This window comes from Luteolibacter sp. AS25 (assembly GCF_046736275.1).
In the GTDB taxonomy this organism is placed as follows: domain Bacteria; phylum Verrucomicrobiota; class Verrucomicrobiia; order Verrucomicrobiales; family Akkermansiaceae; genus Luteolibacter.
In genome coordinates this window covers 1,695,345-1,718,891 of record NZ_CP151837.1, presented here as the reverse complement: position 1 = coordinate 1,718,891, position 23,547 = coordinate 1,695,345, and the positions used below count along the sequence as shown (strand labels likewise).

Sequence of the window (23,547 nt, the reverse complement as noted above, 5' to 3'; positions counted from 1 at the left end):
CTAAATTTATAAATTATTTGAATGAAAAAAACACTGTTTAATACACTTGGCGCATGCACTTTGATGGCGGGCTCAGCACATGCGGCATTGGTTTACTCGGAAGACTTTACGAGCCTGGTCCTCCAGACCCAGAGCGCTTCTACAACCGACCCCGTCGTAACAGCTACGACATCAGGGGGGACCTGGTCTGCAGGCACTGGTACAACTATTGTTGGCACCGAACTAGCATTCACAAGGCCTGACACAACCGGCGGTTGGAGCGCTTCCACGATTGTCCTAGCTAGTTCACTTTTTACAGAGGGAGCGGGATCTTACGCACTCACCTTCGACTACTCGGCGCAGACGAACGTCCAAAGTAGACTTTTCGCCGGAGTTTATGACGTCGATTACAGTACCGGTAGCCTTGATTCACTCAATCAGGTAGCGGGAGGCTGGAATAGAGCATTCCCAACAGGTACCGTTACCGTTTCCGGGGGTGCCACGGCATCGCTTCTAACGAGTGGCATTTACGACAGTCTAGCCACCGGCATCACACAAAATTTTGAGTATGATGGGTCGGGGGATATTCTGCTGGTATTCGGTGGTGGGCGGAGCAGCAATAACTTTGGCCAGTCAAGACTGGACAATGTAGCCGTCAACTCCATCCCGGAAGTATCTTCTACAGCTCTTTTCGGGCTTGGCTTCGCCGGCCTTCTGCTCCGTAGAAGACGTTGCAGCTAATCATACAGTTTGGAATCTTTTCAAAACGTCTCCCGGCAAGCGCCCGGAGACGTTTTTCTTTTGATCGCTTCACAAAAAATATCCGGGGATCAGTGGGTGGAATCTTTATGGATGATGACAAAGGATTCGAGTTGGGGGTGTATATTGGCTACGTTTGAATCTTCCTGACGGGAGATGATGCAAACCTTCCCTGATTCCCGATAAGACCTATGAGAATACCAAAGCTACTTACCTCCCTTGCCCTGGTATTGGGGGCGCTGCCAGTCGCGCTTTCCGCGGGACAGCCGAACATCGTATTTATCCTGGCGGATGATCTGGGCTGGCAGGATGTGGGTTTCATGGGAAGTGGATATTTCGAGACTCCGAATCTGGATGCCTTGGCGGAGGAGAGTCTGGTGCTGGACAATGCGTTCATGTATCCAACCTGTTCGCCTTCGCGGGCAGCGATCCTGACCGGGCAGCAATCTTTCCGCACCGGTTGCTACACAGTGCCGGTGCTGGAGCAGGGGAATGACCGGGATAACATTTTTTCGAAATGGACGGTCGGTGAAGAACATACTGTATTTTCCAAGCCTCTGAAGGAGGCTGGCTATAAATCGATCCATCTTGGCAAGTGGCACATCGTGGGGCCATACCCCGATAGGGAGACCGATTTTCCATTCAAGAAAAAGCTGACACAGCCCAAGGACGGGGATCTGAGCTGGCTGGCGGAACACAAGTCTCCGGAGATCCAGAAGTATTATCCGATCGGGCGTGGCTTCGATGAGAATGTGGGCGGAACATGGTGGGGTGATCCATCGCGTGGCTACGACAAGGGCTATAATTCGCCGGGCGGGGGATATGTTGCTCCGTTCAAGAACCCTTTCATCGAAGAAAAGAAGGGCGACGAGTGGCTGACAGATCGGCTAACCGACGACGCTATCGATTTCATGAAACGCAACGAAGATGGGCCTTTCTTTGTGAACCTGCACTTCTATTCACCTCATATGCCTTCGGTTTCCCGGAATGAAGAGCTGCAAGCTCATTTCATGAAGAAGAAGGGAGACACGGCGACCGGGCAGGGCATGGGGCCGCCGAAGAAGAAAAAGGGAATCGCCGCGTATGCGACGATGATCAAATCGATCGATGACAATATCAAAAGGATCACCGATTACCTGGATGAAGCCGGCCTGCGTGAGAATACAGTGATCGTTTTCACCTCCGACAATGGATTCAACGGCAAGCAGAGCACAAATAAGAATCTAAGAGGCGCGAAAGGTAATGTCTACGACGGCGGTCTGAGGGTGCCTGCGTTGGTGAACTGGCAGAAGACGATCGCACCGGGCCGGAATGAGACGCCAGTGCAGGGACTGGACCTTTTCCCTACCTTTCTGGATTTGGCAGGGGTCGATGACTACACCGGCACTCTGGACGGTGAGAGTCTGGTGCCGCTGATGAACGGCAAGGATCTCGAGGAGCGTGCGATTTTCTGGCACGTGGCCAGTGCCTACAAGGATCCGGCTTGTTCGATCATCCGCAAGGGCAAGTGGAAGCTGATCCAATATCTGAAAAAAGGCGATATCGAGCTATACGATACCGAGGAGGATCTGAAGGAAAGTCGTGACCTTTCGAAGAGCAATCCCGAAAAGGCGCAGCAGCTTCTGGGCGAGCTAGTGGCGTGGAGAGAAAAAAATGAGGTTCCCTTGCCGCCGACCTCTCCATTGGAGAAGTGAAATTTTCCGCGAGGATTGACGGACGACTTAAGCGACGGGCTAGTCTACTTCCAAGGTGACCGACTTCTTGCGAAATATAGGAGCTGCATGAAGCACCACATGAAGGTATCAGACGATATCTCCTTAGAATAGTGGGAGTCTCGATCGGTCTACTGTTATAAGGTCGAGGTATCTTGTCGGAGCTGCCGCGAAGTGGGCGACGCCTAGCCCGAAGAAACGCATAGTGTTCGTGATTACGTGGATCGGAATATTCCCGGATGCATTTTTCCCCAAGGAATTCGGGACGGGATTTCGCAGCGAGTCCGTCCGTGAAGTCTATGACGAAACATAGGGGAATTGACCGTGCTTACCAATATAGCCCATCTCAACATTCATTCCACGCACGGTGGACTCAAAGCGTTTGTCACCGGTACCAGGTGAGCGGCGGGTTCGGAGCCCACCGTGGAATATTTATCGCTACGGATTCGCCCCAACCCCCTTACAATAGGGTGGACAACGGGGGGGGGTAGATATAGAGAGACTTCCAGGTATTTCAGGCGCATTCCCTTTCAGCGTCGAAAACGACTACGATAAACTACAATAGATGAAAAAAACACTACTCACATTAAGCGCGGGCTTCCTCGCTGCCGGCGCTGCACAGGCCGCGATCCTAGTTTATGAGGATAACTTCGACAATGACACACTGGCGACCAACGCCGGAACTGGCGGGGGTGGTGTGAGCAATGCGATCAAACGATCTGTTTGGACAGATAATGGCGATTTAAACCTCAGTACGCCCGGTACAAACAACTTTGATAACCGAGCGATATTCTACTCGACAAATTCCTTTCAGTCTTCGGAGGGGTTCGATTTGACGGTAAACTACACTTCCAGCAGCATCACTTCGGCGGGTGGAACGGGAAACCAACTTTCGTTTGGTTTGGTTAGCACCGATACTGATTTGAGTGCATATGCGGGTTCAAACCCTTTTGGCGTTACCACTTCAGTTTACAGTTTGGGCACGAATGTCATCGGCGGAGCAGGTGGCGGAACCCAAGCCTATAATTTTACAAATGGCACGACATTGAATCAGCTAGATGCGGCTGGGACCAACGCCTCCTTCACCACAGACTCTGAAGTGACTCTCTCCTTTGGAACAGGCGGTGCTTGGAGTTACTCAATTGATGGAGTTCAAGAGGCCTCGGGAATATTTGCTGGCGGCTTTGATTTGACAAAATCCTATCAGTTTGTCGCGTATGCACAGGATGTTGATTTCGCTAGAGCGATTCAATCTGTTTCGTTGAGCGCCATTCCTGAGCCGTCGTCTGCTGCTCTTCTTGGACTTGGCTTTGCCGGCCTTCTGCTTCGCAGAAAGCGGAACTAATCATCCAAATTAGAAATTCTTCAAGATACCTTCAGGTGAAACCTTGAAGGTATTTTTGTTTTGTGCTGAGTGCTATGAGAATTGCTCCGCATTGGTGTGCGGCACTTTTGATTTACAGGCATTTCAGATGGGTAAGTATCGCCACTTTTCTTTTTTCACGCGTAAACCGTGAGCAGCACTCGCAGGTTCGCTTAGCCAACTCCGTCAGAGCTTTGTGATTCTACGGCGCATAGCCCACAACCTCCTGAAATAGAACTAAACCAACAGGAAGTCCCTGCCGATGAAACAAATGAGAGCGATGGCAAGCGATGGTTACCGCACCCAGCTCTGCATCCCTAGCTGGATGACCTTATTCTCTACCCTTGTTTGAAGGGTAGACACCAAGGTGGATTGATGTAGAATATCTTACAGATTCGCCGTAATTCCCGTGTCCCTGCGGCGAAAAAACACTGAAAAATATGAAAAAAACACTTCTCTTCACCTTAAGTGCCTGCACGTTACTGGCAGGCGCAGCACATGCGGTCACACTTGCCACCTTCGATTTCACCGGAGGCTCTCTCGCCGCCACTACCCAGGACTTCGGCACCTCGAGCGACCTACAACTTGGCGCTCAATACGAAGCTGACGCTGTTACCGGTACTGTTTTCAATACATCTGCAGGGTTTGGTACTAGTACCGACACCCCGGCACAACAAGCCCTCTTTCTCTATACTGTTTCTGGTCTCGTTGGCAATGAGAGGCTCACTTTGGACTCGATCACTCTCACTACAGCACAAACTGGAGGCCTCAACAGTTTCCGAATAACTGCGTATGCTGCTGGAGAACAAGCTTCAGCCGGAGTGGATCCAGTAGTTAATACAGGGAGCACCGACGTTTTTGTTTTCGATCAAAATACTTCTAATTATACCGAACTTCAAAATGGTGATTCACTACTCGTGGGGTGGGGTGCGCGTGATGGAGGGAACCCCCCTTCTCGCGTAGATTATGACGACCTTATCCTCAGCGGTACTATTACTACTGTGATCCCTGAGCCGTCCTCCACAGCTCTTCTCGGTCTTGGTTTTGCTGGCCTTCTTTTCCGCAGAAAGCGTTGCAGCTAACGGCAGCCATACTATTTCCAAGCTCCTCTCGGTTTCGATCCGGAGGGGCTTTTTTGTGAGTTTTCAGCAAGACTTACAGAACTAGAAAAAAGGGGCTTCACCCCCTGTTTGGGGAGTATTCAAACCGTTTGGATAGGCGAAGATAACTGTTGCCCCTCCATCAAGGGCGCTACCCAAATTAAATGAAAAAAATTAGCGTAATGCTTTTACTGAGTGCGGCAGCTTCAAACGCTGCTGTCACAACCTTCAGTCAGGTCATCGAGGCAAACTCGGGAACGCCCGATACAACCGGTCTTAGCCTTGTCCAGACATTTACGAATGCCACACGAGATTACACGGGAGATGGGATCTTTGACACTTTAACCTATAAATTGGTAACCACCTCCACCAATGGAACGTCCGACCTCAACAATGATGGTGCGTTGTATCCATTTAAAACCGCGGGTGGAACATACAACATGCTGCTGTCGGGTATCGCGCTCACCACAGTGGATGCAACTTATGGTGGAACAGTTTTGATGTCAGGGGCGCTGAACTCCTATTTCAAATCGGGAAATGGCGCCTATTCTGTGACTGATGGTGTAAATACATTAGCTGCTTCGGCAACCAGTGTAACCGTCACTGCGACTACGCCACTAGTTTTCAGCGATTCTAACGCATTGGTATGGTCGGGAAATGGGAACAATGGAATTAGAGCGCTCAGCGTTGATTTCACTGTTACGACCGTACCGGAACCTTCATCCCTTGCACTGCTGGGAATCGGTGGACTGGCTTTGGTCGGTCGTCGCAAGCGCTAGGCTTTGGATCGACATTTCAACGAGCCCTGTCCGAGTTTTCAGCTTAGACGGGGCTTTTTATTTTATGGGTGGTGGGACTCTATTGCGATGACCCACTCAGTTTGCGGAGTTAGCACAGATTAAAGTGCGGGACTGATTCACCCGGTATCGCTTTGAGCGGCTTGCAAATGTACGGGGCAAATGTCTGAATGGGGTAAGTGACCGTCTAACAGTAGACTGAAATTTATGCCCGAATATCCGAACACAAGTTATTCCCTGATCAGCCGGGCTTGCGATACACGGGACGATGAGGCATGGGATCGGTTATTCGCGAATTACGGACGTTTCATCAAATACATCCTGCGTGAGCTCAAAGTGCCGGACCGGGATTTGCAGGATGTGACGCAGCAGGTGCTGATCGGTTTGACCCGAAGTTTGAAAAACTATGATCGTTCCCGTTCGAGCTTCCGCAACTGGCTGGGAACGGTGATTCGCAATACGGCTTTCTCCTATTTCAGAAAGCTGCAGAGCCGGCCAACAAATGATTGTGGTCTGGAGGATGACTCGATCGAAGGACTGGCGCAGCCTGCGGAGGTGGAGCAGTGGATCGAGGAAGAATGGGCGACATACATCGCGAATCAGGCGATGGATCGGTTGCGTCAGGTATTCAAGGGGCAGGCGATTGACGCGTTCGCAATGGGTCTGGATGGCAGCTCTGCTGCTGAGATTGCCGAGGCCACCGGTCTGACAGTGTCCTCGGTTTATACCCTGAGGAAGCGGGTGAAGCAGCGGCTCCTACTGGAGGTGAGATCAATTACCGAGGAACTGGAACCGTAATGGCCGAGGAATCCGACGATTACGTTCCGGACAAGCGCCTGAGCCAGATGTATAGCGAGGCGAACGATCTGGATTTGCACGGACTGGAGGGGCTCTGCCCTGCGTATTCGGAAATGCTTGAGGAGAGGGTCCGATATCGCGATGAGTCACCGATCGGCCGAGGAGCGCTTAAGGAGGTTTATAGGATTTATGATCAGCATCTTCACCGATGGGTGGCGATGGCGCAGCTGAGGGAAGATCGGGGGCCGGATTTCTACGATCTATTCGTACGTGAGGCACGTCTGGTCGCTGCGCTGAGTCATCCGAACATCATCAAGATCTACAACATGGGTATTTGGGATGATGGGCGACCATTCTTCACGATGGATCTGAAGAGCAATACCACCCTGGCCGATCTGACGGAAAGAGTGGGTAGGGATGAGTTGCACCATCAGTTGCAGGTCTTCGGGAAAGTCTGTGATGCGGTTGCCTACGCGCACTCCCGTGGGGTGCTTCATCTTGATCTGAAGCCGGATAATATCCAGGTGGACGATTTCGGTGAGGTATTGGTGTGCGACTGGGGCCTGGGGAAAATCCAGGAAGAGGCGGAGTTCGAGCGGGAGGGTGCTGAGCCTCTTACGCATATCTGGGGTGATATGACGCTAATGGGCCAGATCAAGGGAAGCCCGGGTTACATGGCACCGGAGCAGGTGATCGCGGGCTCAAGAAAGGATCACCAGACAGATATTTATGCGCTGGGGTGTATTCTTCACTGCATTCTAACCGGTTATCCGCCGTTCAAGGGAGATCAGGCGGAAGTTCTTTTGAAAACAGAGAAGGACGTGGTTCCAGCGCCGAGGCTGGAGTATCCGGAGCGGAACATCCCGGAGGGCCTGGAGGCGGTGGTAATGAAGGCTACAGCCAGAAATCCGGAGGAACGTTATGAATCCGTCGAGCACCTTCACGAGGAAATCGAAAGTTATCTTGATGGATTTTCGACTCACGCGGAGCGGCCCGGTTTTTTCCGTGAGGCGAGGTTGTTCGTCGCACGGAACCGGCTTCCAGTGGGGATTCTGGCGATGGCACTGGTGGTGATCGGGGTGACAAGTTTGTTTTTCGTGCAGCACATTACACGACAAAAGCTGGCGACCGAGGTGGAAAGGGGGCGGGCAGAGCAGCTATCATCCGAGGTAGAGGCGCTGGACTTCGAATATTCAACTTATATGGAGCGGGCACTGGATGCGCGGAGAAAACTTGCGATTTCTCTGGCTGCCTCTGCACGGCAGTTGAGGAACCTTGCAATCTACGAGCGTCCTGTATCGACCATCGAACAGACACGCGAGATCATAGATACAGCTCTTCAGCAGGATCCCGATTCGCTGGATGCCCACGCACAGAATTTCGCGACAGATTGCGTGGAATTAAATTATAAGGCGGCCTTGGAGCGTCCTCCTGAAGTGCGCACAGTTTTCGCCTACCGGAGATTCAGCCGGATTGCCGAGGAATTTCCAGAATTTGATTTTTCGAGCGAGAAACGCCCGTCTATCGCGCAGCTTACCGAGTTATTTTCACGGGGCAGGGAGATCGAGAGCCGGCTAGGCTTTTACTTCGAGCGGGTTGTTGCCTATGATGTGGCTACCAGAGGTGATCGCGAGGGTTATGATTCCGTGGTGGAGGCATATCTCCAATACCGTTCAGGAGGCCCGGAACACCTGAGATTGTCATTCGATCCGGAGCGCTCGATGGTCACTCTATGGGCAGACCAGGTAGTGAGGCTGAACGGACAATACGGTGATAGTTGGCTGCGCTTTCTTTCCTTCCGGTTCCTGAAACTGGATCTTTCCCGTCGGTTCGAGCTGAGCGACCTCAATGCACTGCCTATCGAATCGCTGGACCTCAGCAGCTGCAGGAGGGTGGAGGTAAGGGGCACGCTGGAGTTACCACGGTTGAAAGAGATCATTCTGCGGCGTGGACAGATTCCCGAGGAGAAATTGCGGAAGGTAATCCATACGACCCAGCCGTTCGAAATCCGTTTCGCCGACGCGGAATAGGCGTTATTGCGCGGGATATAAAAAAGTGTCTTTGGTGTCCCAATCGAATGTTTTCGTGCGAATCAACGTATACACGATTCCGAAACCCAAATAACACAACGATGAAAAAGAGAACCTCAATCCTATCCCTGGCGCTGCTGGCGTTAACACCGCTGACAGCATTTTCACAGAAAGCCGATGACTCGCATATGGAATGGTGGCGTGATGCGCGCTACGGCATGTTTATCCACTGGGGTCTCTACTCCATCCCCGGCGGCGAATGGAAGGGTGAGGATTATGGCAAGGAAGCCGGTGGCGCCAGTGCCGAGTGGCTGATGAACAGCGCGAAAATCCCCGGCAAGGAATACAGGGAAACCCTCGCCCCCCAGTTCAATCCGACCGAGTTCGACGCGGAGAAGTGGGTCTCAACCGCAAAGGCAGCGGGCATGAAATATATCGTGATCACCTCCAAGCATCATGACGGATTCTGTCTATTCGATACTGATGCGACGGATTACAACGTGATGGATGCCACGCCTTTCAAGCGCGATATCATCAAGGAACTTGCCGACGAATGTGCGAAGCAGGATATGAAATTCGGCGTTTATTATTCGCAGTTCAAGGACTGGTATCATCGTGGACAGGGCAAGAGGCACACTGGGACGATGTCCAATTCGGAGTATCTGGAACTGGTGAAGAAAAATCTCGATGAGCTACTGACCAACTACGGCGATATGGCTGTGCTCTGGTTCGACGTCGGAGGCAGTGACCTGAAGGAGGCCGATGAGCAGGGTGCACGGGTGCGTGAACTGCAGCCAAATACGGTCATTTGCAGTCGTCTATACAGCCGCAAGGTGCCGCAGAAGGATCAAAAATATGCAGACTTCGAATCCCTTCCGGATCGAACGATCGCTTCGAAGCGGATGGAAGGTGACAACGAAACATGCATGACCATGCGCCACAACTGGGGCTATGATCAGGATGACGATAACTGGAAGAGCACAAAGGACATCCTAGAACGGATGGTCCTGAGCTCGGCGCGCGGGGTTAATTTCCTGCTCAATGTGGCACCTACTCCAGAAGGCACATTTTCACCGGAAGAGGTGGAAAGACTGAAGGAGACGGGCGCATGGATGGAAGTGAATGGAGACTCGATCTACGGCACGACCTATTCACCGGTGGATTTCGATTTCCCATGGGGAGCGATGACGCAGAAGGACAAAAAAGTCTACCTGCACGTGATGAAGTGGAATCCGGAAAGCATCGAGTTCAACGGCCTGATGGGAGCTCCTAGCAAGGCGTATTTCCTGGCCGACGGAGAGCAGAAGGAACTGGAGGTAGATTACAATGCCGGGGACCACGTCACCAAGGTTAAGGTGCCTGCCGAGGCTCCGGATGCCATGGATACGGTAATCGTCCTCGAATACGATGAGGTAAAAGCGGATCCCAAAGGAAAAGGCGAGTATCTCTGGTCCAAAAGCACTGGCGTAAAGCACGACAGAAACTAAGCGAATCAGACCAAGCTTATGCAATTATTTCCGAAACAGCTTCTCCTCGCGTTTGCCTGCTGTGCGGGCGCGCTAAACGCCGCGGAGAGGCCGAATATCATCTATATCCTGGCCGATGACCTCGGCTACGGGGATGTGCAGGCGTTGAATCCCGAGCAGGGAAAGATTGCCACGCCGAAGATGGATCAGCTTGCAGCGGATGGGATGGTATTTACCGATGCGCATTCGAATTCCTCTGTCTGCACACCCACCCGTTATGGTGTCCTTACCGGTCGCTACAACTGGCGCAGCAAAAAGCAAAGCGGCGTCCTGTTTGGCTTCGATCAGCCACTGATCCAGCCCGATCGTCTGACCGTTCCTGCGCTTTTGAAGAAGCAGGGATATAATACGGCTATGATCGGGAAATGGCATCTTGGTCTCGGCCTGGAGACACCCGGCGGCAAACCAACATCCGGGAAGGCTGCGAAGGTAGATGGAGTAGACTGGGGTGCACGCATTACCGGCGGGCCGTTCGATTTGGGGTTCGACTATTGGTATGGCACTGCGGCTTCGCTGGATATGCCGCCATATATCTGGATCGAGAACGATCGCTTCATTGGTGAGTGCACGACAATCAAGGCATTTCACCGCCCGGGTCCGGCTCACGCGGATTTCGAAGCAATTGATGTTCTCCCGGAGATAGGGAACAAATCCGCGGAATACATCGGAAAGCAGAAAGAGGATCAGCCCTTTTTCATGTATGTGGCCCTCACATCACCTCACGCACCTATCATCCCCACCGGGGAGTGGCAGGGAAAAAGCAAGTTGGGTGACTATGGGGATTTCGTAATGAATACCGATTCAGTCATCGGCGTGATCGTGGATGCGGTCGATGCCGCCGGACTTGCGGAAAATACGATCATTATTGTTACCAGTGACAATGGTTGTTCAAAGGTGGCGGATATCCCTGCGTTGAAGAAGCAGGGCCATTTCCCCAATGCACAATACCGCGGCTCCAAATCGGATCTCTGGGACGGTGGACACCGGGTGCCATTTATCGTGCGCTGGCCTGCAGGTATTAAGGCAGGGAGCATCAGTAGTGAACTAATTTGTCTGACCGACCTGATGGCGACAAGTGCCGAACTTGCAGGTGCCGATTTACCGGAAACTGCCGGTGAAGATAGCGTGAGTTTTGCTCCGGCCTTGAAAGGAGGAGCGATCGAATCCACGCGCAAGGGAGTAATCCACCATTCCGTAGGCGGGCAATTTGCCTACAGGGAAGGGAAGTGGAAACTGCTGCTCACCAAAGGGTCCGGCGGCTGGACAAAGGAGCCGATGTCGGACAATTCTCCGGGACAGCTCTACGACATGGAGACAGATCCCGGAGAAATGAAGAATCTCTACAAGTCTCATCCCGAGATCGTACAGAGATTACTCTCACAACTCGAATCCGATGTGGAGAATGGTCGTAGCACCGCGGGTCCGAAAGTCAGCAATGACACAAAAGTGAATTTTTCGAAAGGCTTCAAAAAGTAATTTGGAAAGTGATGCAAGGCAGCCGCTTCTCGCGGCTGCTTTCTGATCCCTTTGTAATTAGATCAGGCATCGATACTACTTTCCCATGCTGGAAGATGGGTGCACGGATTCTGGGTAAAAATTCCAAACGAAGAGTCAATCTAATCGCTAATTAGAACGCAATTCGATCCACCAAAATACTGGAAATCACTTATTCGTGGGCGGCTCTGTCAATCACGCTATTAGCCGGATTGAGTATGCGCTACGGACGGGAGTGGCATGTCATGGAGGAGGAATCCGTGAAGTGGCCTCAATTTTCCGACTTTCTCCAAATATGGGTATACAAGTCCAAAAAAGCTTGGTAAATTCAACGCGGACTGCGGGAAAAATTTATTTTTTCCTCTGCATAAATGAACCCCAAAATCATGAAAAACACATTTACTACCCTCGGATTCTGTGCGCTTATGGCTGGCTCCACGCAAGCTGCATATACTTTCCTTAATCTTCCTCTTTCGGGCACATATAATGGTGGCGAAACAGTGGTCACGAGCATTACTAATACTGATGGAGGTACTTTTGACGTTACTTACACACTTGGATTGACTGGGAATCCAAGCGATCCCGATCCAGCTACTACTGCTCTCTTTATCGAATCTGCTGGTGACTCATTAGGCGTTGGTGGAGGAAGCGATACCAATGCACGAACGGGAACAATCGAAGGCGATACCAGCCAAGGGATCTCGTTCACCAGTCTTACTGTGAGCAATTTCGTGATGGGTACAACTTATACCGAGGCAGAAATCACGAACTCACTTACTTTCACTGGTTTCACCGCTGGAGCGGGGCCCGATGGTCAGGATAATGCAAATATTTCATTTGGCAGCTTCGGTGTAGATACACAAAGCGTCAGTTTCAACAATGCTACCAATGCCGCCAATTCGACTGCCAACGGAGCTTACAGTATCGAATCACTATCTAATTTCTCTACACCAGCGACTGACTTGTTCATTCAGGCTAGCGGTGCCAACTCTAAAAACAGATTCTCTATCACCGGTTTACAGGTCAACTTCATACCTGAGCCCAGCGCTTTTGCGCTCGTTGGATTCGGATTTGCAGGTTTGTTGATGCGCCGCCGCCGTATCTAACAAGAATCATCTTCAAATTTTATTTGTGGGACATGGTTGATTGACCATGTCCCATTTTTTTGGGGTTGAACTCAGCATTTTTTGACTAAATACGTTCATATTTCTGCCGATCCTTCTCGCCCCGGTAGTCACCTGTAGGTGACTACGTGATTCTAAACACTCGTTACTAGTCCACCTGAAAGCCTAGAAAACTAGCAAAAAAGATTCGATCCGAGCCAGTAGCGGATCTGCTGAAACATTTTCAGTGGCAGTTTCACCAAGGACACCACAGTTGTGAGGAATTTGGTCATTATGCCGGTAGTTTGTTGCCTGTCTCCTACTTTTAGGGAGGGACTTTCATTGTATTGCTGGAGTGAGTCGAACCTTGAAATGCCTAGGAATAAACAATTTCCCATAGAAATCTCTCATGCCCCTCTTTAGGATCGCCGAATAATGGAAGCTGAAATTACGAACTCGATCTCTACGACCAACCAGGTAACCCCTCGGCCTTGGTTTAGATTGCTTTCTACGGTCCTCTTTATTTCGGGGGTTTGCTCGCTTTTGTATCAGGTCATCTGGATTCGCGAATTTCGTGTTATATTCGGAGGGACGACGGGAGCGATGTCTGCGGTGCTTGCAGTTTTCATGGGAGGACTGGGGCTAGGAGGTGCGGTCTTGGGCCGCCGCGTGGAGGTTACCAGGAATCCGCTGAAATTCTACGCGTTTACGGAGATCGGGATCAGTCTGAGTGCAGCGATAACGCCCATTCTGTTAGTGTGGGTACGTTCCACATACTTTACTACAGGAGGAGAAAGCAGTCTTGGCTATCCAGTGGCAACTCTTTTGCGAATCGGGATGACTATCGTTGTAATCGGACTGCCTTGTTTTCTTATGGGAGGAACGTTGCCAGCGGCCGTCAAATACATCCAGGATGACGCCGATAGAGAACGAAGGAGGGCTGGATGGTTCTATGGGATCAATATATTCGGTGCGGTCACGGGAGTGATTCTATCAACATTCTGGATGATGGAGTCCTTTGGGAGCAAGGGATCGCTGTGGTTTGCCGCAGGCTTGAATATGGGGATAGCTTGCTGGGCCCTAGTGCTGGCTCGATCCCGGTCGGTCTCAGAATTGGTCAAGCAGCAATCAAAGACTTCAACTGACCTAAAACCTCCTCTGGCAAACCCGATAAGGGCGGCTACTATGCTGCCAGTTTCACCGCCTTGGTGTTACGGGGCAGCGTTGTCCACAGGCTTTATCTTCTTTGTGCTCGAGCTTGTCTGGTACCGTGTTCTAACGCCTCTCACCGGGGGATCAGTTTATTCGCTCGGGATGGTCCTGGTAGTGGCGTTGCTGGGAATGGCAATCGGCGGGATTGTTTACAGCAAATATGGTCGATGGATAGGACAACGCCCGGGCATGTTTGCAATTTTCTGTTTTCTCCAATGCCTCACTGTCTTCGTCCCTTATTTGGCGGGAGACTGGTTAGCGTTGTTTGTCGCGATTGGCGTAGCTGTAGTGGGTAATGGGCCGTTTGAATATTCTATAGTACTTTGGTTTCTCGTCACGAGTCTCCTTGTGTTATTGCCCTCGGTTTTGGCAGGAATCCAGTTTCCGATGATCCTCTCTTTCCTCGGGCAAGGGGGAACCGGGGTTGGTAGGCAAATCGGCCGGGCTTACGCTTGGAACACACTGGGCGCGATCGCCGGCTCCATTTTGGGGGGATTCGTCCTTATTCCCCTAATCGGAGCGTTGCGCACCTGGCTGATCTGCGGAGTTCTGTGCAGTGGTCTAGCCATTGCCTTTGCGTGGTTGTCGCGTAGATCAGAGGCGCAGTCTCGTTTTATTGGGTGCCGCATTCCCGTTTTCGTAACTACCGGAGTTTTTCTTACTTTGTTTGCGGGCTTATTTCTCGCGAAGGGCCCGGGTGCATACTGGCTATACTCGGGAATCGGTTTAGGGCGTAGTGGATCAATTCCAACTAGTCTTGACGAAAGTTTGAGGACTTTTGCCGAGTATGAGGCGTCGGTGGACGGTAGCTGGGATGGTCGTGAAGCTTCTGTCGCCGTGGTTTCTACCAACAGTCCTGCGATCTTCACCAATAGCATTTCTGAAAGCTCAATCCACGGAGATACTGCAACTCTGATTGGTTTGTCGATTCTCCCTGTGCTGTTGCACGCGGATGAGGTGAAAACCGCTGCGGTGATCGGGATGGGGACGGGGGTTTCCGCAGGTTGGATAGCGGACCTGCCGACGACCGAACGGGTCGATGTTCTTGAGATTGAACCCGCCGTGGTCGAGGCTCAGACGGCGTTTTCAGACGCCAATCTCAACTATTTAGAGAATCCCAAGGTTCGTGTGATCGTGGGGGATGCAAGGGAAACTCTCGCTACCTGCGGTGACTCCTACGATGTGATTATCTCCGAGCCTTCCAACTTGTTTCGTGCTGGAACCTGCGACTTTTATACCGAGGGATTTTACCGCCAGTGTGCTAAGCGAATCAATCCGAAAGGTTTTTTCGTTCAGTGGATACAAGGCTATTCCATTGATGCGAAATCGATACTGATTGCTGCCAATACATTGCAGGCCGTCTTTCCCAATGTGGAACTCTGGACAACCATGCCCGGAGATTTTCTCCTGATCGGTTGTTCCTCCGAGTTCGACTACAGTATCGACTCCGTCCGCAATCGCATTGGTCGGCACGCGGTAGAAAGGGGTTTGGTTCGTGGCTTTATGACGCAAAGTGTCGAAGGGGTCTTCGCGAGGTTTTTGGCCGACACAGCAATGATGAATGAACTTACTCATGATATTGGCGTTGTGAATACCGACGATCGAAATGTTCTCGAATTCAGAGCCGCCAGATCCGCGTTGCAAACAGATGACACTACTGTCTTGGAACTAAACCGCCAGTTACGCACCTCTCTCGATGAAAGCCGTTTCGACCTGGGCCAACTCGACCGCGAACTTTTCGTAGAGGAGCAGACGGTTATGGGCTTCAATACATCTATTCAATTTACGAATTCACAAGCACCCGACTGGATGAACGAGGCATTGACTCAATTTTTCAGAGGTAACATTTCTGGATTTAGGCAAAACTGGGTAGGAACTCCGCGGTCGCTTCGAGGCGCGTTCCTCATGGCCTGCTCTACTGCTAGCCAGCCCGCGGACGCTTCGGCCACTATTGACCAGATACGCAAGGAATTACCGGGCAGCGCTGCCATTTTAAACGCACTTAACAATTTTTGGCGAAATCGACAGGCCCAAGCGACGGAAGAACTGATAATTGCTGTCAAAACCTTGCAAGATGAGAAATGGACGTTCCCCGAAATTGCGTGGATATTATATGGAACACTGAATCGGTTCACGGAGACTCTCGAACCAGACCAACAGAAACGAATTTTCAAGTTATTGAAAAGGCCTCTCGCAACGCGTCCCTACGAACTTGATAGAAAGAATCTTTTATTGAAACTCTCAACTTTTTTTAACAACGATATGAAGCCGCGAGATTCGGATCAATGATACGGATTGGCATAATTTCCCAGTTTCCATCCATTTACCGTCAATGTGGATTGAGTGCCGGTGAAGATAGCGTGAGTTTTGCTCCCTCTCTGAAAGGGAGAGCCCTCGAGTCCACGCCCAACGGGGTTATCCACCATTCCGCAGGCGGACAATTCTCCTACGGGTAAGGAAAGTGAAAACTGCTGCTAACCAAAGGTTCAGGTCGCTGGACAAAGAAGCCGATGTCGGACAACGCTCCGAGACAGCTCTACGATATGCCAATCTTGGCGAAACATTTCGTCCTCTGAAAAATTCAGAGAATACTGGTGGTATATTACTGAGTCCCCCGAGTGCCGGGGGGTAGGTCGATAAAAAATACCCATGAACCACCAATCCATTCCCCCGATTTCGGGTAGAATTTCCGGATCAGTATTACTGATTATCGCCCTGATATCCCAAGCCTCCGGAGCGGTGTTTTATCTTTCGCCATCTGGTGACGACAGGAATCCGGGGACGTCGAAGGAGAAAGCATTCCAGACGGCCGGTCATGCGGTCGATCAGATGAAGGCGGGAGATGGTCTGATAATTCGGGACGGCTGCTATGCCGAGCCCCTGAAACTGAAATCCGGTATTTCCCTCAAGGCGGAGAATCCCAGAAAGGTAGTCTTCAGCGGGACGAACGTCTTGAGGGGTGATTTCGAGAAGCATTCCGAGAACGTCTACAAGATACACCTGGGTAGCGAAACGAAGCAGGTGTTCTACAAGAACGAGCCAATGACTTGGGCCCGGTGGCCGAACCTGACCTGGTCTGAAAACTGGATAGGGAACAAGATGTGGGAGTCATCCTCGAAAGGCACTGGTCCGGGAGTGCTGAAATCAGATGCATTTTCCGAGCTCAAGGGCATGGATCTGGCCGGGGCGTATTGCTTTCTCCGCTATTCAAAGGGTAATAGCTGTTACAGCAGGCCTGTAAAATCGTTCGATGGTGAGACCTTGCAGTGGGATGATTCAAACTTCTATTCGGTGACCTACTCAGGCGAGGATGGCAGACGGGGCTCTCCTTCGGCCATAGCCAAGGGGAAGGCAAAGGCCAATGTCCGTGCCAAATTCTTCCTCGCGGGATCGCTGGATCTGCTCGATAGCCCGGGTGAATGGTTCGTGAAAGACGATGTCCTATATTTTCACACTCCCGATGGGGAAATACCGAGAGCCGAGGATTTTCTGATCAAAACCAGAGACTTTTCGATCGAGGAGGATGATGTAATTACCGATATTCTCATCGATGGTATCGATTTCTTCGCGACTTCGGTGAATCTGACAAATCAGGGCAACAAGAACATCACCTTTCGTGATTCTCAATTCACCTACATCGGAACCGAGTTGCTGTTCATCGATATCCCCCAGGGGAAAAAGAGTGAAAAGCCAATATCAGTGGCAGGCACATCGGTTAAATTCGAAAAATGCCTTTTCGCGGGAGCGCATAACTCCGCCTTGATCCTCCAAGGGGCACTGAACTCCGTGGAGAACTGTGTGTTCATGGAATCCAACAGGCACGGTAATTTCCAGAGCCGTGCGATCCGTGTGGTCGCATCCGGTCCGTTCGTGATCACCCGCAATACGTTTTTCAACAACTGCGGGGATGCCATTCTGATCGGCTTCACCGATGACTACAAAGGGGAGGTGAACCCGCAGGTTTCCTATAATAATTTGTTCAATGCCGGGCTCTATAACTCGGACGTATCGGGAGTCTATATGCCGAATTTGAGCCAGTTCTGGACGGAGGTGCATCACAACTGGGTGCACAACTGCCACGGAAACGGAGTGCGTCTGGATCAGGCTGGCGAGCAACTTACTGTTCACCACAATGTTTTCTGGGCCTCAAAGCGTGGCTTGAACATTGAAGGCTACGGAAAGTTCAACATTTACAACAATACATCCGCTCTGAACCAGGATGCGGATAAACTGACGAGGAACGTGGTTCCGAAGCGCAAGGGCAGTAACGAGGAACTAGTGAGCAATGATACCAGTTTTCCGCCTATTATCGATTGGAACGTTCTGAACAATCTCGTCCGGAAGTTCGAGGATGTGGTGGGACCAAGTGAGGTCGGGCCTTTCGATGCAGCCAAGAAGGCAGGAAAGCTGAACCCGGAGCGCGAGGAATCAAAAAGTCTTCCCATTGCCGACCGTGGATTGATCAAAGGAAATTTGACCGAATTTCCTTTGGATATCTTCAAGGGGGGAAGCCTGGAGAAACTGAATCTAGCGCCATCCAGCAGGAAAGTGGAAGGCGGAGCAGGGACTTCACAGTTGCTTGTCTCAGAGGGTGTCACACAGTTGGGGACATACCGCGGTGCGTATTCTCTCGGGCAGAAGGAGTGGGCTCCGGGCAGTGATTGGATGCCTTTTGGATTGGCAGTTCCGGCTACGATGGAAGACTCGGAAGAATTTGCCAAAAAATACAAGACGCTTTCGGTGGTCCCTAAGGTAATGATTACCGAGCTCCCCGGTGGCTAGGACGACTCCGTGCCTGATCGAGAATGGCACCGATCGCTGTTTTCGCTACTTTTCATCAAACATCATCATGAACGAATCACTCTATTGGAAACAGGCAGGAAACTTCTGCCGGAAACTGCTCTTATCGACCGGAATCGTGGTCGGAATGATGCTGGTGATCGGTGCGGAAGTGTCCACTGCCGCGCCTGCCGCCAAGCCTCTACTCAATAGTGATGGGAGCGAATTTGTCCCGAAGGATTTCTATCCGGAGTTCAGCTGGAACAGCACGCCCCGATATTTCATGTTCGGGGATAAGAATCGGCTGCTCACCGAAGAACAGGTTGGCTTTATCTCCGAGCAGACAAATTTCATCTGTATCGAGAAATCCCACGGCATGGGGAAGCTCGGGTTCGCGGAATTGGGAGCGAAACATGAAGCTGCTGCCTTCAAAAAGGTTAATCCGGATGTAAAAGTGTTATTCTATTTCAATGCCGCCTACGCCTGGCCCTATACCAGCTACAACGAGATATTCTCGAAGGAGAATCTGGAGAAGAATCCCGAGTTGAAGGAAGTTTTAATAACACATCCGAAAACCGGCAAGCTGGCTGATCGATATGGTGCCTATTGCTACGATATCCTGAACCCCCATTTCTGTGATTGGTGGGTGGAGACAGTGGCGAAGGCCGTGAGGGAGACTGGATGCGATGGCGTTTTCATTGACCAGATGCACGGTAATGGAGATTTGAGACCTGATAGAAAACCAGAGATCGAAAAGGTCATGGGGGAAATGATGGGTGCTCTGAAGAGGGAAATGGGGCCGGATAAGATTCTATTGGCGAACAATGCCTACAACCGATCCTCGCGGTTTGTATATGACGTCAGCGATGCGATCATGTTTGAAAACTACGCCAAAGAAAAATCCAGCAAGGAGAGCCTTCTTTCGGAGTGGGAGGATATGCTGCGGATGGCGAAGGATGGGAAGATTTCAGTTATACGCCTAGGCGTGGAAGGTACCTGGCGGGGACACATGCAGCCGAACATGCCGGAGTTATCCAAAGAGAAGCTGGAATTCGCCCACGCCTGTTACCTGATCGGTGCTCAGCCTTATTCATATTTCCTATATAGCTGGGGCTGGAAAGTTTCCACAGGTCCGCTGGTGGATTATCCGAGCTTGAGAAAACCCCTGGGGGAACCGAAGGGTGCATACAAGCGCACCGATCCGGATGGATGGGAATTTACCCGGGAATTCGAGCGCGCGCGCGTGTGGGTAAACACGGAATCCCGCGAGGCGAAGATTACCTGGCGTTAGAAGTTTCATCTAAGCGCATCAATCATTCGATTGAACCAGAAGGTGGTATTCTGGTAATTCAAAGCTGAATAAAACGCCCTTATCAGTAAGAAAATACTCCAGAAAGGATAGAAATCGATTTTCGCCCAGTATCAGAAGATCTATGTCGAGGAATATTGTGAAAATTGGATTGGGGGTAGCTCTTGTGTTCGGGTTTACCGGTGCAAATGCCTCTGAATCGCTGAAATCCCCGGACGGTGACATCCAGGTCACATTTCAGGAAAATGATGGAAGCCTTAGTTATTCCGTAAACTTCAACGGGAATGAGATTATAAGCCGTTCAGACTTGGGGCTCAAAACCGATGCCGACGCCAAACTGAAATTGGTCGAAACAACACGGTCCTCATTCGATGAAACATGGAAGCCGGTCTGGGGCTATTACAGCGAGATACGGGATCACTACAATGAGATCCAACTGAAGCTGGATGGGGACGCGGAGCAGACGGTAATTTTCCGGGCTTATGATGACGGTTTCGCTTTCCGCTATGCGATTCCGGAGGGGGAAAATTTCAAGGATGTGTACGGGAATGAGCTTTCGCAGGTAAGTTTCGTCTCGGAGGAACCGAAGGCTTGGTTCCCGCTTTCTCAGGTAATGGTCTCCGATGAGACGGATTTAAATACATGGGAACCGGCGATAAAGGGCAGCAAAAAGCCGAGCAAAAATGCGCGATATGACTTCAAACCGGATGCGATGAGGACACCCGTAGTTGTAAAACTTTCGGAGAAAGCTTACATCTCGGTACATGAGGCAGGAGTTCTTCACTCCGATGAGGCCATGCTCGGACTGGAAGGGAATACGTTGACCGTCCTTAGCAATATGAAGACGGCCGGTGGTTCGAAAACCCCGTGGAGGACAGTGCAAATAGCGGATGAGCCACGGGATTTGATCGCGTCGTCATTGATCCTGAATCTCAACGAACCATGCGCTATAGAAGACACTTCGTGGATCAAGCCAGGCGTAACTTTGTGGGACTGGCGTGCCCATGGAGCGCATGCCGATGACGGATTCGAGTATGGGTTAAATACGGAGAGCTATATTCGCTTTATCGATTTCGCCGCCGAGTCCGGCGTGGAATACCTGATGCTGGATGCGGAGTGGTATGGTCCCGAGCGGAGTCCGAAGTCCGATCCGAAGACTGCAATTCAGGCAATCGACATCGAAAAAATTTGCAACCATGCCAAGGAAAATGGAGTGGGGATCTGGCTATACGTCAACACGAAGGCACTCACCGGATACGATATGGATGAGACGTTTGCCCTTTATCAAAAGTGGGGAGTGGTCGGGATCAAGCACGGCTTTCTCGGTGGAGGCAGCCGTGCTAAAAATGAATTCAGTCACGAGGTCGCAAAAAAATGTGCCGAGTATCACATTATGTATGTGGTTCATGAGTCCGAAAAGCCGACTGGCATCGAGAGGACTTACCCGAACATTCTCTCCTACGAGTATGTGAACAGTATGCTCGACTCCGGCACCCGCCCGTCCGCTACGCCAGGTCGTGTTATCAATAATCTATTTGTGTTCGGAATCAGCGGGCCGGTGGATCGTAGCTGCGGCATGTTCGATCTGGACTCTTATATTACCCGCGAATATTGCCATCGCCAGATTCCTGCCACTGTTGTTTCACAAACAGCACAGTGCCTCCTGTTTCCCAGCGGGTTGGTAACACTGCCGGATTTCCCGGATGCCTACCGCCGTAAAGCGGACCTGTTCGAATTCATGACGAAATTGCCGATGACGTGGGATAACACAAAAGTGCTCGATGCGGAACCGGGACAGTTTTTCTCTATAGCCCGCCAAGCTGGAGACGCATGGTTTATCGGTTCTGTGGCAAATGAAGAAGATCGGGAAACCTCGGTGACTCTGGACTTCCTCTCCGAAGGCGTGAACTACGACATCACACTATACGAGGACGCCCCGGACGCGAATTACGAATACATTGGCCCGATGAACAAGCGTGAGGCCAAGATACAAAAAGTAGAGCTGAAGGCACAGGAAACTCACCGCGAACTTTATCAGGTGAGGAAAATTACTGCTAAGAAAGGCGATACAGTCCCAGTCGTTATCGCGCCGGGTGGCGGACATTGCATGTGGATCCGACCGCAGACAGCTGAATGAACGAATAATCTAAGAAAATAGAAATGAGCTTATTCCAAAAAACCACTACTCGATACGGCATGGCAAAGGTGCTTTGCTCAATTCTTTTGGCTGCCCTAGCCTCGTCGATTGATGTTCACGCACAGGGATATGAAAGGCCTGCAATGGCCGGTGAACTCAGAAACAAACCCGGGCGGGAGGCTGAATTCAAGGACTGGGGGCTGGGAATGTTCGTGCATTGGTCAATCGATTCCCAACTGGGATCGGTGATCAGCCACTCGATGGATTACGCATCCCGCGATTATCTGGATCGCTACATCAACGAACTCCCGAAGACCTTCAACCCAACCGAATACGATCCGGATAAGTGGATGGAAATCGCCAAGCTGGCGGGTGCAAAATACATGGTTTTCACCACGAAACACCACAATGGCTTCTGCATGTGGGACACGAAGACCACTGACTTCAGCATCATGAATACCCCATATGGCAAGGATATCGTAAAAATGTATGTGGATGCCTGCCGCCGCCACGGAATGAAGGTGGGTTTCTACTATTCTCCCGAGGACTTCGCCTTCAACTATGAACGAGATATTCCGGCGAGGGGTGGGGCCCAGGGACGTGAGAACTTCGGTGAGCTACTCGCTTACACAAAAAGGCATCTGGATGAACTTCTTACCAATTACGGTGAAATTGATGTGATTTTTCTGGATGGCGGACACAAGGCGGAACTTACCGAATACGTCCACGAAATTTCGCCAAACACCATTGTTACACGTGGTGAGATGGTAACTCCTGAACAAAGGCTCCCGAAAGACCCCATCCCGGGGCCTTGGGAGACATGTTTCACCCTCGGAAACCAGTGGCAATACAAGCCAACCAACGAGGACTATAAGTCCGGCACACAACTGATCAATATGCTGATCGAAACCCGCGCGAAGGGTGGCAATCTGCTGATTAACATGGGGCCCATGCCTTCGGGCATAGTTCCGTTGGAGCAGGAAGAGCGCTTCAGGGAATTGGCGTTGTGGATGTTCGTGAATGAGAAGGCCGTTTACGATATTGATCCGTGCGTAACTGCGGGAAGCAAAGAGGGAGCCTACTACACCCAATCCAAGGATGGAAAATATGTATTTGCCTTCCTTACACAGTTCACTGACAATAATCCGAAGGGCCGAACCCAGTGGGCAAGGTCAATACGGAAAGAAGTGGTTCTGAAGGAACTAAAAGCTACCGCCGGCACGAAAATCTCCGTGCTAGGACAGGAAGATCGGATCGAGAAGTTCACCGAAAAGCACGATATCGGGACCCGCTTCGAACAGACTTCCGAAGGGCTTCAAATTTCAGTGAATCGGGCCCAGCGCCTCTACAATGATCGCAAATGGCCGAATGCTGTGGTCCTCCGTTTGGAAAATGTGGAGTTTGTGAAATAGGATTAGGGAGGCCACAGCGGTAACACTATCCGCCGTA

15 protein-coding genes are annotated in these 23,547 nt (G+C 51.1%); all 15 read left to right on the top strand.

Going from position 1 to position 23,547, the window contains the following annotated elements:
- Positions 1 to 21: 21 nt before the first annotated feature.
- The 15 genes from AAGA79_RS07845 to AAGA79_RS07775 all read left to right on the top strand — a co-directional run bounded on the left by AAGA79_RS07845 (position 22) and on the right by AAGA79_RS07775 (position 23,510).
- Entirely contained in the window at positions 22 to 720 is a 699-nt protein-coding gene (locus AAGA79_RS07845) for a PEP-CTERM sorting domain-containing protein (protein WP_411825240.1), read from the top strand.
- Positions 721 to 929: 209 nt separating this feature from the next.
- Entirely contained in the window at positions 930 to 2,432 is a 1,503-nt protein-coding gene (locus AAGA79_RS07840) for a sulfatase (protein WP_411825239.1), read from the top strand.
- A 583-nt stretch (positions 2,433 to 3,015) separates the two neighbouring features.
- Complete coding sequence (locus tag AAGA79_RS07835) at positions 3,016 to 3,795, top strand: PEP-CTERM sorting domain-containing protein (protein ID WP_411825238.1); 780 nt, start codon at positions 3,016 to 3,018, stop codon at positions 3,793 to 3,795.
- 458 nt (positions 3,796 to 4,253) lie between these two features.
- Entirely contained in the window at positions 4,254 to 4,895 is a 642-nt protein-coding gene (locus AAGA79_RS07830; RefSeq protein WP_411825237.1) for a PEP-CTERM sorting domain-containing protein, read from the top strand.
- A gap of 182 nt (positions 4,896 to 5,077) precedes the next feature.
- The gene (locus AAGA79_RS07825) at positions 5,078 to 5,692 is read left to right on the top strand and encodes a PEP-CTERM sorting domain-containing protein (RefSeq protein ID WP_411825236.1); all 615 of its coding nucleotides are present in this window, start codon (positions 5,078 to 5,080) and stop codon (positions 5,690 to 5,692) included.
- Positions 5,693 to 5,917: 225 nt separating this feature from the next.
- On the top strand, positions 5,918 to 6,508 hold the full coding sequence (locus AAGA79_RS07820; protein ID WP_411825235.1) for an RNA polymerase sigma factor: 591 nt from the start codon (positions 5,918 to 5,920) through the stop codon (positions 6,506 to 6,508).
- Positions 6,508 to 8,538: a serine/threonine-protein kinase gene (locus AAGA79_RS07815; RefSeq protein ID WP_411825234.1), complete on the top strand. Its 2,031-nt coding sequence runs from the start codon at positions 6,508 to 6,510 to the stop codon at positions 8,536 to 8,538. Before AAGA79_RS07820 ends, AAGA79_RS07815 begins: the two co-directional genes overlap by 1 nt.
- Positions 8,539 to 8,639: 101 nt before the next feature.
- Entirely contained in the window at positions 8,640 to 10,025 is a 1,386-nt protein-coding gene (locus tag AAGA79_RS07810; protein WP_411825233.1) for an alpha-L-fucosidase, read from the top strand.
- Between the two features lie 18 nt (positions 10,026 to 10,043).
- Positions 10,044 to 11,540, top strand: coding sequence for a sulfatase family protein (locus tag AAGA79_RS07805; RefSeq protein WP_411825232.1), 1,497 nt, complete (start codon positions 10,044 to 10,046; stop codon positions 11,538 to 11,540).
- 404 nt (positions 11,541 to 11,944) lie between these two features.
- A complete protein-coding gene (locus AAGA79_RS07800; protein ID WP_411825231.1) occupies positions 11,945 to 12,664 on the top strand; it encodes a PEP-CTERM sorting domain-containing protein in 720 nt (239 codons plus the stop codon).
- 432 nt (positions 12,665 to 13,096) lie between these two features.
- The gene (locus AAGA79_RS07795; protein ID WP_411825230.1) at positions 13,097 to 16,162 is read left to right on the top strand and encodes a fused MFS/spermidine synthase; all 3,066 of its coding nucleotides are present in this window, start codon (positions 13,097 to 13,099) and stop codon (positions 16,160 to 16,162) included.
- A gap of 360 nt (positions 16,163 to 16,522) precedes the next feature.
- Complete coding sequence (locus tag AAGA79_RS07790; protein WP_411825229.1) at positions 16,523 to 18,655, top strand: right-handed parallel beta-helix repeat-containing protein; 2,133 nt, start codon at positions 16,523 to 16,525, stop codon at positions 18,653 to 18,655.
- Positions 18,656 to 18,722: 67 nt separating this feature from the next.
- Complete coding sequence (locus AAGA79_RS07785; RefSeq protein WP_411825228.1) at positions 18,723 to 19,943, top strand: putative glycoside hydrolase; 1,221 nt, start codon at positions 18,723 to 18,725, stop codon at positions 19,941 to 19,943.
- Between the two features lie 142 nt (positions 19,944 to 20,085).
- Complete coding sequence (locus tag AAGA79_RS07780; RefSeq protein ID WP_411825227.1) at positions 20,086 to 22,098, top strand: glycoside hydrolase family 97 catalytic domain-containing protein; 2,013 nt, start codon at positions 20,086 to 20,088, stop codon at positions 22,096 to 22,098.
- Positions 22,099 to 22,121: 23 nt separating this feature from the next.
- Complete coding sequence (locus AAGA79_RS07775; protein ID WP_411825226.1) at positions 22,122 to 23,510, top strand: alpha-L-fucosidase; 1,389 nt, start codon at positions 22,122 to 22,124, stop codon at positions 23,508 to 23,510.
- Positions 23,511 to 23,547 lie beyond the last annotated feature (37 nt).